The sequence below is a fragment of the Parvibaculum sp. MBR-TMA-1.3b-4.2 genome (assembly GCF_053628815.1).
The window spans coordinates 1372160-1388516 of record NZ_JBRJHC010000001.1 but is presented as its reverse complement, the minus strand read 5'-3'; the positions used below and the strand labels follow the sequence as shown (position 1 = coordinate 1388516).

Genomic DNA, 16357 nt, shown 5'->3' with positions numbered 1-16357 from the left:
CTGGTTCCTTTACTGAACTTCTGCTTTTTGTTCACGAAGTATTTAAGGGATGCAAGGGCCAGGAACATGGGTGGGTATTTTTTCCGGTGCAGGCGTTGCCGTGCGGTGCTGTTGGGAGCGGTGCTGGCGCAGGGCGCCGCGTCGGCGGCGTATGCAGCCGATGCGTTGCCCACGGGCGGTCATTTCACGGCCGGCACCGGTTCGATTGCGGGGGACGGTAGCGCACTTGCGGTCAGTCAGTCGAGCAACACCGGCATTATCGACTGGAATTCCTTTTCAATCGGTTCAGGGCGCAGCGTTGTCATCGATAATGGCTCCGGGGCAACCCTCAATCGCGTAACCGGTTCGGACCTGTCGCGCATCGATGGGTTGTTCAGCGCCACGGGGTCCGCCTATCTCATCAACCACAACGGCATCGTTGTCGGTCCCGGTGGTCAGGTCATCACCGGTGGTTCCTTCGTCGGCTCCACGCGCGATATCTCCAATGAGGATTTCCTGAACGGCGGCGCCGGCCGGTTCTCCGGAACGTCTTCGGGCGATGTCGTTAATCAGGGCACCATCCGCGCGGAAGGCGGTGACGCGGTGCTCATCGGGCACAACGTATCGAATAGCGGCAGTATCGATGCGCCAGAGGGTGCGGCCGCCATGGCTGCGGGCAATGATGTCATTTTGCAGCCGGTGGGGGGCGACAGGCGAATCTACATTCAGGGCAGCGCGGGTGACGGCAACGTCACGAATGACGGCGCGGTCACGGCAGCCCAGGCCGAACTCGCCGCCGCCGGCGGCAATGTCTATGCGCTGGCAGGCAACACCGACGGGGTGATCCGCGCCACAGGAAGCGCAACGAAAGATGGGCGCATCCTGCTCACCGCCGGTGGGGATATCTCGGTGGCCGGCAAGCTCGCCGCCACCAATGCGGATGGTTCGGGCGGCACGGTATCGGTGCGCGGCGCCAATATTGACATGTCGGGCGGCATCGATGCCTCGGCGGCAAAGCCGGGCCGGAACGGCGGCGATGTGTCCGTCATCGCAACGGGCACGACCGATTTCTCCGGCTCGATCAAGGCGGAAGGCGGAGCGGGTGCGAAGGGCGGTGAGGTCGAAACGTCGGGCGAACACCTGAATGTTGCCGACAGCGCCCGTGTTTCCACGCTGGCCGAGGGCGGGCAATCCGGCACCTGGCTTCTCGATCCCAACGACTTCACCATCGCAGCGTCGGGCGGCGACATTACGGGCGCCACGCTGTCGACGAATCTCGCCGGCGGCAATGTCGCCATTTCCAGTAATGACGGCGCGACCTCGGGCAATGGCGATATCTTCGTCAACGATGCCGTCACATGGAGCGCGAACACAACGCTCACGCTCAATGCGGTGCGCAATATCGAGATCAATGACGGTATCGCGGCGAGCGGCACCGGCGCGGGGCTGGTCCTCACCTATGGCGGCAATTACAGCTTCGCCGACGGCGGCACGGTAACGCTGTCGGGCGCGGGCGCCGGCCTCAGCATGGGCGGCAATACCTATACGCTCGTTCACAATGCCAACGACCTTCAGGCGATCACCGGCAGCGGCTATTACGCTCTTGCCAACAATATCGACGCGAGCGGAACCGCTTCATGGGACAGCGGCGCGGGCTTTGCCCCGATCAATAGCTTTTCCGGTGTCCTCGCCGGGCTCAACCACGCGATCGACGGCCTGACGATCGATCGTTCGAGCGATGCCGCGGTCGGGATGTTCGCCTCGACCAGCGGTGGGTTCCGGGACTTCACCCTGTCCAACGTCTCGATCGTGAGCGGTGGGAGCGTCGGAGCCCTGGCCTATCGGCTCGACGGGGGGAGCGGCGTCAGCAATGTCCATGTCACCGGCAACGTCACCTCCCTTGGCGGTGGTGGCCAGGTCGGCGGCCTGATCGGCTGGAGCGATCAGAGCGCGATTTCCGACAGTTCCTCGACGGCGACGGTCACTGGTTTTGGTGAGGTCGGCGGCCTGGTCGGGCGCTTGCGCGCTGCCAGCATCACCGATTCCTATGCCACCGGCGCCGTCACCGGAACGACCGACTATGTCGGCGGCCTGGCCGGCGGCACCTATCAGGGCGGCACGCTGACCAACGTCTATGCCAGCGGCAATGTGACGGGCACGACCAATGTCGGGGGGCTGGTCGGCGGTGCCTCCTTTGCCGGAGCGGTGACGGCCAACAACGCCTATTGGGATGTCGATTCAACGGGGCAGAGCACCAGCTTCGCCGGCACCGGCATCAATAATGCGGATGCTTTCACGGCGACCACCTATTCCGGTTTCGATTTCACCGATACCTGGGTGATGCTCGCGGGCGAAACGCGGCCGATGCTGCGAAACGAATACGCCACGACGATCTTCACCCCTCACGCCCTGCAACTGATGTCGCAGGACCTGGGCGCGGACTACAAGCTCGGCACCAACCTCGACATGACGAGCGGCTTCACGGCCAGCGGCGGTACTTACGGCGATGTCTGGGGAACGGCGGGCTTCGTGCCGGTCGGAACCTTCTTGGGCAGTTTCGACGGCCAAAGCCATACGATCACCGACCTGACCATCAATCGCGGCTCGACAGACAACGTCGGTCTGTTCAGTTATTTGACCGGCTCCGTGTCCGATATCGGCCTCGTCGGCGGCAGCATCACCGGTAGCGGGCAGAGCGGCGCACTGGTCGGCGTTGTCAATGCCTCGGGCAGCGTGACGCGCGCCTATTCGACCGCTGCGATCTCCGCCAACGGCAGTTTCGCGGGCGGTCTGGTCGGGCAGAATAGCGGCACCATTTCGCTGTCCTATGCCGGAGGGCCGGTGACCAGCACGGCCTCCTCCGCCGGTGGCCTCGTGGGCGTGAATGACGGGACGATTTCGGATTCCTATGCCACAGGAGCGGTTAGCGCCGCCACCTTTGCCGGCGGCTTCGCCGGCGGCAATCGCGCTACCCTGACCAATGTTTATGCCACCGGTCTGGTCACCGGCAGCGGCACCAATGGTGGTCTGACGCCCTACAATGTCGGGACGATCACCGCGGGATACTGGAACACGGAGACCTCGGGGACGACCGGCGGCTATGGCACGGGCATGACCACGGCTCAGCTGCAGAGCGTCTTGCCTACCGGTTTCTCCGGCGCCCTCTGGAGCACGGGCACGAACCTCTATCCCTATTTCAACTGGCAATATCCGAGCGGCGCGGAAGCCGTCTCAGGCTTTGCCTATAACCAGAGCGGCAGTACGACACTTGCCGGCATCAATGTCAGCGCGCTGTCCGGCGGTTCACTGTTCGGCGCAGCAACGACCGGGGCCAACGGCTACTACTACATTGTATCTGCGGCAGGCTCGCTGGATACCAATGGTGTGCTCGCCTATCTCGATGGGGAAAGCAGCCAGGCGGCCACCTATTCCGATAGGCTGACCGCCACGGGGATCTCCAGTGTGGACATCCGGGGCAACACCTTCGGGATCAGAACCGACGCTCCCTCGCTGAGCAGCGTTTCGACCGCTCTGGACACGACGCTGGGCTCCTACAGCGATGCTGACCTGAATTTCATCAACAACATTCCGGGTTCCGTGCTGAGATCGGACGGCAGCGGCAAGAGCCTCGATATCGATCTGGACGCCGGCTCGGACTTCTCGCTCGATCAGAACATGTATGCCGGGGGCGGCCTGACCGCTTCCACTGGCGGTACGTTCTCCGTCGGCAAGAGCCTGATGACACTGTGGGCCGTTGGCGGCGACCTGACCGTGAATGGGGATATCGCCTGGAGCAACGGCAACACCCTGAACCTCTATGCCAACACCGGCAACACGTCGATCAAGATCAACGGCTCGGTCACAGCGGCGAACGGCACGCTCGACATCGAACGGACGGGACCGGCGACGGGCATCAGCTCGACCGCCACCGGCGGCATCAATGTCGACAGGTTCGTCACCGACACGAACTGGGAGCAGATTGCCACCAGCCTGCCGTCGTTCAGCGCCACCGATTTCCGTCTGAGCAGCGGCGCCACCTTCGTGCGCGCGCTCGGCGGGAACGGCGTCGCCGGTACGCCCTACCAGATCGCCGACGTCTACGGCCTGCAGGGCATGGCGTCGCAGAGTCTGCTTGGCAAGTCCTTCGTACTCGCAAACGACATCGATGCATCGGGCACGGCCACATGGCATAGTGGTGCGGGCTTCGATCCCATCGGTGACGACAGCAACCTCTTTACCGGAAGTTTCGACGGCCAGAACCATACGATCACAGGTCTGACCATCGATCGGGCGACGACGGACTATGTCGGCCTCTTCGGGTATACGGGCAGCAACGTCACGCTCAAAGATGTCGCGCTCGATGGTATCGACATCACCGGTCAAAAATATGTTGGTGGGGTCATTGGCTCTTTCAGCGGAAACACGAGTCTCCTCACCAATGTGTCGACAAGCGGCCAGGTCGGGGGTGAAAGCTACGTCGGCGGTCTCGTGGGTAACAATGCGAGCGGCACGATCAGCTATTCGGCTGCTGACGTCGATGTCACGGCTACGGGCAGCGATATCTATAACAATGGGTCGTTTTACGCGATGGCCGGCGGCGTCGCGGGCGCGAATACCGGCACGATCCTCCAGTCGCATGCAAGCGGAACGGTGAACGGGTCCGGTAATAACACGGGCGGCTTTGTCGGTATCAACTCTGGCGCGTCTGCCGCGGTTGTGGATTCCTATGCGACCGGCAAGGTCGAGGTCTTGACTGGCGGCAGTGTCGGTGGTCTTGCCGGCGCCAATACGGGCACCGTCACGCGCAGCTATGCGACGGGTGATGTATCCGGTGTCTCGAATGTTGGCGGTCTCGTGGGGATCAACGCCAATGGGGCTGCAATTACGACGGCCTTTGCCACGGGCGCGGTCTCGGGCAGCGCCAATCTTGGCGGCCTTGTCGGCCTCAATACGCAAGCCGTGATTTCCACCACCTATGCGACAGGGTCGGTAACGGGCGGCAGCACTGTCGGCGGTCTCATCGGCAATAATTATCTGGGCAACACCTATGGCAATACGGTCGCCAACAGCTACGCCACCGGTGCTGTGCACGGCAGCTCGGCGGTTGCCGGGCTGATTGGTTCAAATTACCTCTTGCCGAATGCGTCCGGCTCGGTGACGGGGAGCTTCTGGAATACGGAAACCACCGGTCAATCGAACGGCGTCACCGGCACCGCGGTGGCCGGTGCGATCGGCGTGGATACCGCTGGCCTGAAGACGCTTTCGACTTTCACCGATGTCGGTTGGAACATCGATGGCCAGGGTGGCACGAGCTCGATCTGGCGTATCTATGAAGGGCAGACGGCCCCCCTCATTCGTTACTTCATGACTGGCCTCACCGTGACCGGTGGCGCCGGCACGAAGACATATGACGGCAGCGCAGTGAGCGCGGATGTCGGGACGCTTGCCTACAATCCTTCCGGATATGATTCTTCGCTCGTTCTGGGGACGGCCCAATACACCGCCTCCAGCGCGAATGCGGGCAGTTACTCCGGCTCTGACCTCTCGCTTGACGGACTTTATTCGTCACAGCTCGGTTACGACATAAGCTTCGTGTCCGGCTCTCTGACGGTGGGCAAGGCCTCGCTGGAGGTGACGGCCAAGAACGACAGCAAGACCTATGACGGCAACGCCTATTCCGGTGGCAACGGCGTGACCTATGCGGGTTTCGTCAACGGTGAGAGCGCTTTAGTGCTTTCCGGCTCGCTCAGCTATGGCGGTACCTCGCAAGGCGCAGTCAACGCCGGGACCTATGCGATCACGCCCTCGGGCCTCTCCTCCGGCAACTATGACATCAGCTATGTTGCAGGCACGCTGACCATCGGCGTCGCTACGGTCAATCTGACGATTACGCCCGACGCGGCCACAAAGACCTATGGCGATGCGCTGAGCCTGACTGGCTTCTCAACCAGCGGGCTCGTCGGGTCTGACAGCATTTCGAGCGTCACGCTGACCAGCGCGGGAACGGCCGCGACGGCCAATGCCGGCAGCTACGACATTTCCTCCTCGAACGCCGTCTTCGGCACCGGCTCGGCCTCGAATTACGACATTCACTACAACACGCTGACCGACGGGCTGACAGTTAAGGCCCGTCCGATCACGGTGACTGCGGACAATCTTGCTCGTCTCTACGGCGCGTCTAATCCCGGCCTCACCTGGCAGATGACGAGCGGCAACCTTGTGAATGGCGACAAAGCTTCGGGTGGGCTCACGACGTTGGCCGCGGCTTCGTCGGATGTCGGCACCTATGGCATCACGCAGGGTACGTTCGGGTTCGGCTCCAACTATGCGTTGACCTTCGTGCCGGGCACACTGACCGTCAATCCGGCCACGCTCACCGTGACGGCGGATACGCAAAGCCGTAGCTATGGAGACAGCAATCCTGCGCTCACCTATGGCTATAGCGGCTTTGTGAATGGCGATGGCGCCGGCCTCTTCAGCGGTGCGCTGACGACCGCTGCGGACACCACATCGAATGTCGGTTCCTATGTCATCACGAAGGGGACGCTTTCGGCGGGTGGCAACTATCTGATCGATTTCACCGGCGCCAATCTGGCGGTCACAGCCCGTGCCGTTACCGTGACGGCGGACAATCTTGCCCGCGTCTATGGTGCATCCAATCCGGTGCTCGGCTGGCATGTCACGAGCGGAAGCCTCGCCAATGGCGATACGCCGTCGGGCGCGCTGGCGACCTCTGCCACGGCCTCGTCGGATGTCGGCACCTACGGCATTGTGCAAGGCACTTTCGGGCTCGGTTCCAACTATGCGCTGACCTTTGTGGCCGGAACGTTGACCGTCAATCCGGCCACGCTCACCATTACGGCGGATGACGAAGAGAAGAATACTGGCCAAAGCATCGTCCTGTCCGGCTATCGCGTAAATGGCCTCGTGTCCGGCGATACGGTAACGGGCGTTATGCTGGCAAGCAGCGGTACAGATGCGAATGCCCCGGTGGGCAGCTATGCGATTGTCGTGAGCAACGCGACGGGTAGCGGGCTTTCCAACTACGACATCCACTATGTGGACGGCACGCTGACAGTTCGCGATAGGGTGCCCGGCCAGTCGATCCGTTCCATCGAGTCCCGGCCGGGCGCCACAACCTGGAACCTGTCGGAAAGCGAGGTCGGACCGGGGGCCGGCGTTGGCGGCTTCTGGTCGCTGCCGCTCATTGTGCGGGCAGGTCTTCCTGTCCTCGCCGATACAGCAGACATCACGGCCGGTTCCATCCTGGAAGGGGATGGCGATGACGCCGTCGACGATCGGTGGAACCTGCTGCTCGGCACGCCCGGCCGTCTGAACGGCAGGACGACAATCGGTGTGCGCTATCCGCACCTCTACCTCAACGTCGGCATCTTGCCGGTCAATTCGCATCGGGAGTGAGAGCCTTGCGCAACGAAACACGGTACCCGCGAAAGGGCGCCGCAAACCGGCTTGTGCCTGCTGTCCTCGGGCTGACGCTCGGCCTGGCGCTCGCGCCGACCCTCGCTTTCGCGCAGGATTTCGAGCGCGTGGCCCCGCAGGAGCCGCCGGCAGGCGAGGAGGGTGGGCTTGAATTGCCGTCCCCGCCCGAGGCTGCGCCGGAAACGGGAGCGGACAAGGCTATCCTCCCCGAGCTTAAGGGCATTGTCGTACGCACTGCGCCGGGCGCTGTCGCAAAGGCTGGCGTTCCGACAAAGGGCGTTGATGTGTCGGCCCTGTCGGGTGCCGATGCCGCCGCGCTCGACAAGGTGCTTCAGCCCTTTATCGGCCAGCCGCTCAGGCAGCGTGACCTCGCTGCCATCTCCCGCGCCGTCATCGCCGCCTTCCGTAGTGAGGGCAAGCCCCTCGTCGATGTAACCTTCCCGCCGCAGGATGTGACCTCGGGCACGGTGCAGCTTCTGGTGATGGAGTTCCACCTCGGCAAGATCGGTGTCAGCGGCAACAAGTGGTTCGATGCGAGCCAGTATCGCGACGGGCTGGCACAGAAACAGGGCAAGCCGATCGATGTCGACCGCCTGAAGCGTGGCCTCAGTCAGTTGAACGCCAATCCCTTCCGGCAGGTGAGCGCGGTGCTGAAGCCCGGCGCCTCGCTGGGCGAGACCGATATCGGCTTGCAGGTGCGGGACCGCTTCCCCCTCCGCGTCTATGTCAGCTACGACAATACCGGCCTGCGCGCCACGGGACGCGACCGCTGGAGCGCGGGCTTTAACTGGGGCAATGCTTTCTGGGCGGGTCACCGTCTGTCCTACCAGTTCACAACCAGTGGCGATCTCCTGAAAAGCCGCGATCGGGGCCCCGGCCTGCCGGACGATCCCCGCTTCATGGCTCATGCGCTCACCTATACCGTGCCGCTACCCTGGCTCGACACGCTGGAGGTCTTCGGCTCCTACGATCGGCAGGTCCCCGATATTGGCCCCTTTTTCGGCCAGGTGGGAGAGAGCTGGCAGGCAAGCCTGCGCTACCGGCACGATCTGCCTTCGCTGGACTGGGTCAACCAATCCGTCATGGCGGGCTTCGACTACAAGTCGTCCAATAACGACCTCGCCTTTGGGGGCGTCCAGATATTTGCCAGCAGGACGGAAGTCGATCAGTTCCTGCTCGGCTACGATCTGACGGCGGCGGACGATTGGGGGCAGACGAGCTTCAACAACACGCTGTACCTCAGTCCCGGCGGCATGAGCAGCGACAATACCGACAGTGCCTATGCCGCGGCGGGGCAGGCGGACGCCGATGCCCACTATGTTTACAACAGCGCGACCGTCACTCGTGTGACGGGCCTGCCGAAAGGAGCAAGCTGGGTTGTCCGGCTGAAGGGGCAGGTGGCCGACGGCAATCTCCCGGCGAGCGAGAAGCTCGGCGCAGGCGGCACGGACAGCGTGCGCGGGTATGAAGTCCGCGCCCTGAACCGCTCGGAAGGCCTCCTTCTGTCGAACGAACTGCGCTCGCCCTCTTTCCGTCTTCTAGGGCGGGCCGTGAACGGTATCGAAGATCAGGGACAGCTCGTCGCGTTCTGGGATTATGCCTGGCTCGTCGATGCCGATGAGGTTGCCGGCACCTCCCAACAGGCAGCCATTCAGGGGGCGGGCGTCGGCGCACGCTATGTGCTCGACCGCTACCTTTCCATGCGCTTCGATATGGGCTGGCAGCTTCGCCGCCTGCCGGGCGCATCGGAACGAGGCGCAAGAGGGGCGATTTCGATCACACTCTCTTACTAGGCACGCGATTCAACCGGCCTGAGGCGGTAAATGCGGAGAGGTTGAACTTCGCAATCCTCCGAAGCTCGTGCTGCCAATTGGGTCTGGATGAGCGACTGGGACATCTATATGGATCCACGCCCGACCGGCCCCCGGATGTTGGGCTTCATCTTTGGGTAAGGTGCTTGGATAGCGAAACAGGATCTGGGAGAGAGTTTAAGGTTCTTAGGTGCCATCTTGCAGGTGGGAGAGGATGAATTTCTGTAAGCTGCGGATCGCCTTTGATGAATTAAAGTCATCGAAAATCAGTGAGCGAACCATTGCGCCATCGAGAAACGTCGAGATGAATTCCGTAGTCTGATCGGGGTCGACCTTGCGGAACAGCTTTTGCCGCACGCCCTTGCGGATGGCGCTGGACAGGACCGCGCGTTCGCGGTCATAGAATTGACGGATGGCGGCATCCGTTTCGGGCACGCGGTGTTCCATCTTCGAATAGTCGAGGCTGACCTGCACGAGCTTGCGGATCAGTTCGCGCTGCTTGATATGGGTTTCGATCCAGTCGCGAATGATCTGGTCGGGCGCGGTATGGCCCTGCGCCAGCGTCTCGAACTGTTCGAAGGCGCGGTCCACCGCGACCTGCACGCTCTGCTGGAAGAGGTCTTCCTTGCTGCCGAAATAATAATAGATGAGCGCGGCATTCAGCCCTGTGGCCTTGGCGATGTCCTTGATCGTGACCGCGTGGAAGCCGCGTTGTGAGAAGAGGTCGAGAGCCACGTCCTGCAGGATCGCCACGCTGTCATCGCTCTTTTCTCCTGCCGGACGGCCCGGGCCGCGACGAGCAGGCCGGGCTTTCTTGTTTCTGGTCGTACTACTCATTTTTCGACGAACTGCCGATCTTTTCCGCATCTGCTGCCGCATCCTTGTGCGATATGCTCCATCTTCGCCCCATAATATTAATTAAACAATCAATTTATTTTGGCATACGGCTTGCTTTCCTGTTGGGAAACGGCCACCCCTCTTCCGGAGTTTCGAGATGATCAGGGAAAACCAGGACACGACTGCCATCGCCCCAGCGGATTTTGCGAATGTCGACTATCTGATCGCGAGCTATGTCGACATGCATGGCGTATCGAAGGCAAAGATGGTCCCGGTTGACCATCTCGACCGAATGATGGGCGGATCCGAACTCTTCACCGGCGCAGCGCTCGATGGCGTGCCCCAGGATGTGAGCGACGAGGAAGTCGCCGCCCATCCCGACCCTGCGAGCGGACGCATCCTGCCCTGGCAGCCCGACATCGCATGGTTCGCCTCCGACCTTCACTGCGAAGGCAAGCCCTTCGAGGCCTGCAGCCGCAACATTCTGAAGCGCACGCTGGCCAGCGCCGCGGAAATGGGCTTCGGCATGAATCTCGGGATCGAGGCGGAGTTCTTCGTGTTGCAGGACGACGAGGAGAAAGGCTTCAAGCCGCTCTCCTCCCGTCATCATCTGGCAAAACCCGCCTATGACACGGTACGTCTGCTCGACAATATGCCCTGGCTGTCGGAGCTGGTCGGCGCCATGAACTCTCTGGGCTGGGGGGTTTATTCCTTCGACCATGAAGACGGCATCGGGCAGTTCGAAATCGATTTCAAATATTTCCCCGCGCTGGAGATGGCCGACAATTTCGTCTTCTTGCGGATGATGGCGACGGAAATCGCGAGCAAGCACGGCGGTTTCGCGAGCTTCATGCCCAAGCCCTATGCCAACCGTGCAGGCAGCGGCGCGCATTTCAATATGTCGCTCTACGACCTCAAGACGCAGGAAAACCTCTTCAAGACCGGGAGCGATCCGCGCGGCTGCAACCTGTCGGAACTGGGCTACCAGTTCATTGCCGGCGTGCTGCGTCATTTGCCTGCCATCTGCGCGGTCGTGGCGCCGACGGTGAACAGCTACAAGCGCCTGATCAAGCAGGGCAGCATGTCAGGCTTCACCTGGGCGCCGATCTTTGCCTGCTATGGCAACAACAATCGCACGAACACGGTGCGCATTCCCCGCGACGGCCAGCGTATCGAGCTTCGCGCGGCAGACAGTTCCTGCAACCCCTATCTCGGGGCGGCGATGGTGCTGGCCGCGGGTCTTGAAGGGATCAGGGAAGGTCTCGACCCCGGCGAGCCTCATACTGACAACATGTATGTGAAAACGCCCGAAGAGCTGGAGGCTCTCGGCGTGCGCATGTTGCCGGAAACGCTGGAAGAGGCCGTCGAAGCATTCGCAGCCGACCCCTTCTCGCGGCAGGTGTTTGGCGACGACATGTTCGAGGCCTGGGTCGAGTTCAAACGCGATGAATGGAAAAGCTATATAAATCACGTCTCCGACTGGGAAAAAGATCGTTATCTGAAATTCTATTGAGGTAAGGCGGGAATGGGCGCGGCAGAGACAAGCGGGCGCGAGCGGTTCGACCTCGGAGATTTCCCTCTGGAAAGCGGGGAGGTGTTGCAAGGCGCTTTCCTTATCTATCGCATGCTGGGCCGGCTCTCGCCCGCGCGCGACAATTGCATCCTCCTGCCGAGCTATTATTCCGGCACCGACACCTCCTACGACCCGATTATCGGGCCGGGCCGCGCGCTCGACCCGGAGCGCTATTTCATCGTGCTGACCAACATGTTCGGGAATGGCGTCTCGGCATCCCCCAGCACAATGACGAATTCATGTGCGGGGGCAGGCTTCCCGAAGGTAACTATCCGCGACAATGCCGCCGCCCAGCATCGGCTGCTGAGCGAGCAATTCGGTATCTCGAAACTGAAACTTGCGACCGGCTGGTCGATGGGCGCCATGCAGAGCCTGCATATGGCCGCGCTCTATCCGGATTTTGTGGAGCGGGTGCTGGCCGTTTGTGGCAACGCGAAATGCTGGCCGCTCAATCAGGCGTTTCTCGAAGGCGTGTCGGCGGCGTTGCGGGCCGACGCAGCCTATGAAGGGGGGCGCTACAGCGCACCGCCGGAAACGGGACTTCGCGCTTTCGGCCGCGTCTATGCGGGGTGGGCCTATTCCGCCGAGTTTTTCCGCGAGCGCCTTTACGAAGGCCTCGGCTATGCCGACCTCGAAGCTTTTCTGAAGGGCTGGGAAGACGACCATCTGGAGCATCATGCGAACGATCTGCTGGCCGTGCTCCATGCCTGGCGTCATGCAGATACGGGTAAAGCGCTCGCTGACATCACCGCGCGCACCGTGCTGATGCCCTGCGACACCGACACCTATTTCACCGTCAGGGAAACGGAATTGGAGGCTGCGGAGATCGGCCATGCGGAGGTGAAGGTGTTGCACTCTCCCTACGGCCATTGTGCGGGGGCGCCGGGCCGCTTTGACACAGAAGCCCGGGAGATCGAAACGGAGATGCAGCGCATTCTATCCGACTAGGCGCCCGGCCCGCGGGCCTCGATCCCGAACTCCAGTCCCATCTCAATCAGGCTTTCCCACAGCGATAGCGCGTAGCTGCGCAACACCATCAGTTCGAAGCTGTGCGGTGCAAGCCGCGTCAGATGCACCGAGATATGGCTGCATAGCGTGATGGCGGCGCGGCCCACGGGAAAGGCCTGGTCGTGAAGGTCGATGGCAACGCCCTTGGCGAGCAAAGCCGTCACCGCTTCGCCTTCGAGGCGGATGCGCACCCGCCCATGGCTTTGGTCGATCAGCGTGGCGCGGCCCTCCAGCAAGGTGAACGATGATGGCGTAAGCGGTGCATCGCCGACGGCGAACCATTGCCCCGGTCCGGCTTCACGCACGGCGTCGCCGCCCGCTGCCTGCGTGATCTCCTCGCTGGAAAGTGTTGCGGCGAAGAGCTGCCAAACATGGCCTTCCGGCATCGCTGTCATGACGACGGAATGTGCCGCCGAGGGCGCGCCGAAATGCCCGGCAGGTGCATCGGCGAGGGCGGGGACCGGTTTCAGGGCTGCGTCAGACATGAAGCCTCTCATTCTCCGGATCGACGAAGACCGGCGCACAAAGCAGGGCGCGCGTTGTTTCCTTCTTCACACCGTTCCAGACGATTACTTCCTCGCCATGCCGCTCGGACCCGTGTTTAACCAGCGCCAGCCCGATCGTGTGGCCGAGATGGGGCGAGAAGCAGGTCGAGGTCACATGGCCGAGATCGCTGCCCATGTTTGGCGTGTCGTCCGGATTGAAGATATGCGTCCCGCTGCCGAAAGACTCCGACGGGTCGAGCGGTGTCAGCCCCACGAGTTGCGGCCGGTCGGGATCGGTGAGCCCCTCGCGCCTCAGCATGGCGCGGCCAATGAAATCGGGCTTCTTCGCAGAGACCATCCGCCCCATACCGAGATCGCCCGGCGTCACGCGCCCGTCAATTTCGGCATGGGTGACATGCCCTTTCTCGATGCGCAGCACGCCGAGCGCTTCCGTGCCATAGGGCGTGATACCGAAGGGAGCGCCTGCCTCCATCAGCCTCTCGGCGACCGGCTCGCCAAAGCCCGCGGGCATGGCCAGCTCGAAGGCGAGTTCGCCGGAAAAGGAAATACGGAAAAGCCGACCGCGAAGCGCACCGCCGAAGAGGGTTACCTCCCGCACGGCGAGGAAGGGGAACGCCTCGTTGGAAATATCCTCATCGACGATCTGTTCCAGCACCTTACGCGCACAGGGGCCCGCAATCGCCATCTGTGCCCATTGGTCGGTCGCCGAGGCGAGATGCACATCGAGCTCGGGCCAGAGCGCCTGTGCGCAGAACTCCAGATGCGCCAGCACGCCCGCCGCAAGTGCCGTGGTCGTCGTCATGAAGAAGTGATTGTCGCCAAGCCGGCTCGTCGTGCCATCGTCATAGATGAAGCCATCCTCGCGCAACATGATGCCGTAGCGCGCCTTGCCCACCGGCAGCTTCAGAAAGGCATTGCAATAGACCCGGTTCAGGAACTCCGCCGCATCCGCACCCGTAATCTCGATCTTGCCGAGGGTGGAGACATCGCAGAGCCCGACCGATGAGCGCACCGCTTTCGCCTCCCGGTCCACGCTTTCGCGCCAATGCGTTTCGCCGCTTTGCGGAAAATACTGCGAGCGATACCACTGGCCGGTCTCCACGAAGACCGCGTCGCGCTTTTTGGCCCATTGGTGCAGCGGCGAGTGACGCACGGGCTGGAAATGTTCCGCGCGATGCGCGCCGGCGAACGCGCCGAAAGAAACCGGCGTATAGAAGGGCCGGAAGGTCGTCGTCCCGATCTCGCCGGGCGAAACGCCTCGCTCGCCCGCCAGAATGCCGATGGCATTTACATTAGAAAGCTTGCCCTGATCCGTCGCCATGCCGTTCGTCGTGTAGCGCTTGGCATGTTCGACATGACCATAGCCTTCGCGCGTGGCGAGTTGCAGGTCCTTCAGATGCACGTCGTTCTGAAAGTCGACAAAAGCCTTGCCGCTGGAATTGGCGACATACCAGAAGGAGGGTGCCGCTTTTTCATCGTCCTCATGCGGTTGTCCGAAGGCGGGCGCGGTGGTTGAAAAGCCGAGGGCCTGGAGTATTTCCTGCGTATGAGCTTCGCCATCCGCCAGGCAGGTTTCTGTCGTTGCACGTCCCGCCGCCGCGCCCGCCACCACCAGGCCTTTCAGGCCGTCGGGCGCAAGGAAAGCCGCATGGGCCTCGGACCAGACCGGCCTTGCGCCGCGATGGCAGGCAAGATGGATGACCGGGCTCCATCCGCCCGACATGGCAAGCGCGTCGACGGTGATCGTCTCCGATTTTCCGCCCTGCCGAACCTCGATGGAGGACAGCGCTTTGCCGCCTTTGGTTTCCGTCACGACGGCATCGCGCATGAGGCGCGCCTTGCCTTCGTAGGCGATGCGCGTCTCATGCGGATCGACGATTGCCGCGACCTCGACCCCAAGCCGCTCGAGATCGTGCGCGGTGCGGTAGCCGGAAAGCCCGTTGGTGAAGACGGCCACGCGCTCGCCCGCCGCCACGCCATAGCGATTGGCATAACTCCGCATGGCGCCGGCCATCATCACGCCGGGACGGTCGTTCCCGCCGAAAACAAGCGGGCGTTCTTCCGCGCCCGTCGCCAGCACGGCCTGTTTCGCGGCGACCCGCCAGAGCCGTTCGACGGGCCGGTTCGGGTCGGGGGCGGCGGTATGTTTCTGTACGCGCTCCACAACGCCGAAGACATTGTCGTCATACCAGCCGAAAACCGTGCTGCGCGGCATCAGCGTTACATTGTCGAGGGAAGAAAGTTCCGCGAGGCATGCTTCCGCGAAAGCGGGGGCGGTCGTGCCGTAGATCTCGCCGCTCTCGCTCAGCAATGATCCGCCCATCCTTGACTGTTCGTCGGCAAGGATCACACGAGCGCCCGCGCGGGCGGCGGTGAGCGCCGCAGCAAGCCCGGTGGGGCCCGAGCCGATCACCAGCAGGTCGCAATGCGCCCAGGCTTTTTCATAACGGTCGGGATCGGCCTCGTAACTGGCGCGCCCGAGCCCCGCCGCACGGCGGATGGCGGGCTCATACACTTTTTCCCAGAAAGCGCCGGGCCACATGAAGGTCTTGTAGTAGAAGCCCGCGCCGAGAAAGGGCGCGGCAAGCTGGTTCACCGTGCCGATGTCGTGTGTGAGCGACGGCCAGCAATTCTGGCTTCGGGCCTCGAGCCCTTCGTGAAGCTCCACCATGGTCGCACGGCAATTGGCCTCCGTCCGTCCATCCCGGCCGAGCGTTACTAGCGCATTGGGCTCCGCCGCGCCGGCGGTGAGGATGCCGCGCGGACGGTGATATTTGAAACTGCGTCCGACGAGTGTCTGCCCGTCGGCCAGAAGGGCGGAAGCGAGCGTGTCGCCCTCATATCCCTGCATGCGCTTGCCGTCGAAGCTGAAGCCGACAGGGCGGTCGCGGTCGACGAGACCGCCCGTGGCAAGCCGGTATGCCGTCATGCCCCGCCTCCCTTTGCCTGCGCGGCATCCTGCACGCTGTAGATGTCATGGCTCACGCTGTCGCGCGAGACGACGAGCCATCGGCGGCAGCCGGAGGCGTGGTGCCAATATTCGCTGAGTCGCCCCATCGGGTTCTCGCGCAGATAGACATAGTCGAGCCAGTCTTGCGTGCCTGCTTCCGGTGCGGGCCTTGCAACGTCGGCGCTTCCCTTGATGGTGAATTCCTCTTTCGGGCGCATGCCGCAATGCGGACAGGGAATGAGGCTTGCCATAT

General features: G+C 62.6%; 8 protein-coding genes. 4 read left to right on the top strand and 4 right to left on the bottom strand.

Annotation, left to right across the window (positions count from 1 at the left end; all coding sequences use genetic code 11):
- Positions 1-105 precede the first annotated feature (105 nt).
- Together ACSSVQ_RS06715 and ACSSVQ_RS06710 are read left to right on the top strand one after the other, a co-directional pair.
- Entirely contained in the window at positions 106-7398 is a 7293-nt protein-coding gene (locus tag ACSSVQ_RS06715) for an MBG domain-containing protein (protein ID WP_454181706.1), read from the top strand.
- Between the two features lie 53 nt (positions 7399-7451).
- Positions 7452-9212, top strand: a complete 1761-nt coding sequence (locus ACSSVQ_RS06710) for a ShlB/FhaC/HecB family hemolysin secretion/activation protein (RefSeq protein ID WP_454181704.1) — start codon at positions 7452-7454, stop codon at positions 9210-9212.
- 204 nt (positions 9213-9416) lie between these two features.
- On the opposite strand, the gene ACSSVQ_RS06705 is transcribed toward ACSSVQ_RS06710, so the two are convergent.
- Positions 9417-10067, bottom strand: a complete 651-nt coding sequence (locus tag ACSSVQ_RS06705; RefSeq protein ID WP_454181702.1) for a TetR/AcrR family transcriptional regulator — start codon at positions 10065-10067, stop codon at positions 9417-9419.
- Between the two features lie 157 nt (positions 10068-10224).
- Here ACSSVQ_RS06705 and glnT point away from each other — a divergent pair, with 157 nt between their 5' ends.
- Both glnT and ACSSVQ_RS06695 read left to right on the top strand, forming a co-directional pair.
- Positions 10225-11580 carry a type III glutamate--ammonia ligase gene (gene glnT / locus ACSSVQ_RS06700; RefSeq protein ID WP_454181700.1) on the top strand — a complete coding sequence of 452 codons (1356 nt, stop codon included), beginning with the start codon at positions 10225-10227 and terminating at the stop codon, positions 11578-11580.
- 12 nt (positions 11581-11592) lie between these two features.
- Positions 11593-12588 (top strand): alpha/beta fold hydrolase, encoded by a 996-nt coding sequence (locus ACSSVQ_RS06695; RefSeq protein ID WP_454181698.1) that lies wholly within the window; start codon positions 11593-11595, stop codon positions 12586-12588.
- Here the strand turns inward: ACSSVQ_RS06695 and ACSSVQ_RS06690 are convergent.
- The 3 genes from ACSSVQ_RS06690 to ACSSVQ_RS06680 are packed head-to-tail and all read right to left on the bottom strand — an operon-like array spanning position 12585 to position 16355.
- A complete protein-coding gene (locus tag ACSSVQ_RS06690) occupies positions 12585-13133 on the bottom strand; it encodes a sarcosine oxidase subunit gamma (protein ID WP_454181696.1) in 549 nt (182 codons plus the stop codon). The two genes, ACSSVQ_RS06695 and ACSSVQ_RS06690, sit on opposite strands and share 4 nt — an antisense overlap.
- Positions 13126-16083 (bottom strand): sarcosine oxidase subunit alpha family protein, encoded by a 2958-nt coding sequence (locus ACSSVQ_RS06685; RefSeq protein ID WP_454181694.1) that lies wholly within the window; start codon positions 16081-16083, stop codon positions 13126-13128. Before ACSSVQ_RS06685 ends, ACSSVQ_RS06690 begins: the two co-directional genes overlap by 8 nt.
- Positions 16080-16355: a sarcosine oxidase subunit delta gene (locus ACSSVQ_RS06680; protein ID WP_454181692.1), complete on the bottom strand. Its 276-nt coding sequence runs from the start codon at positions 16353-16355 to the stop codon at positions 16080-16082. Before ACSSVQ_RS06680 ends, ACSSVQ_RS06685 begins: the two co-directional genes overlap by 4 nt.
- Positions 16356-16357 lie beyond the last annotated feature (2 nt).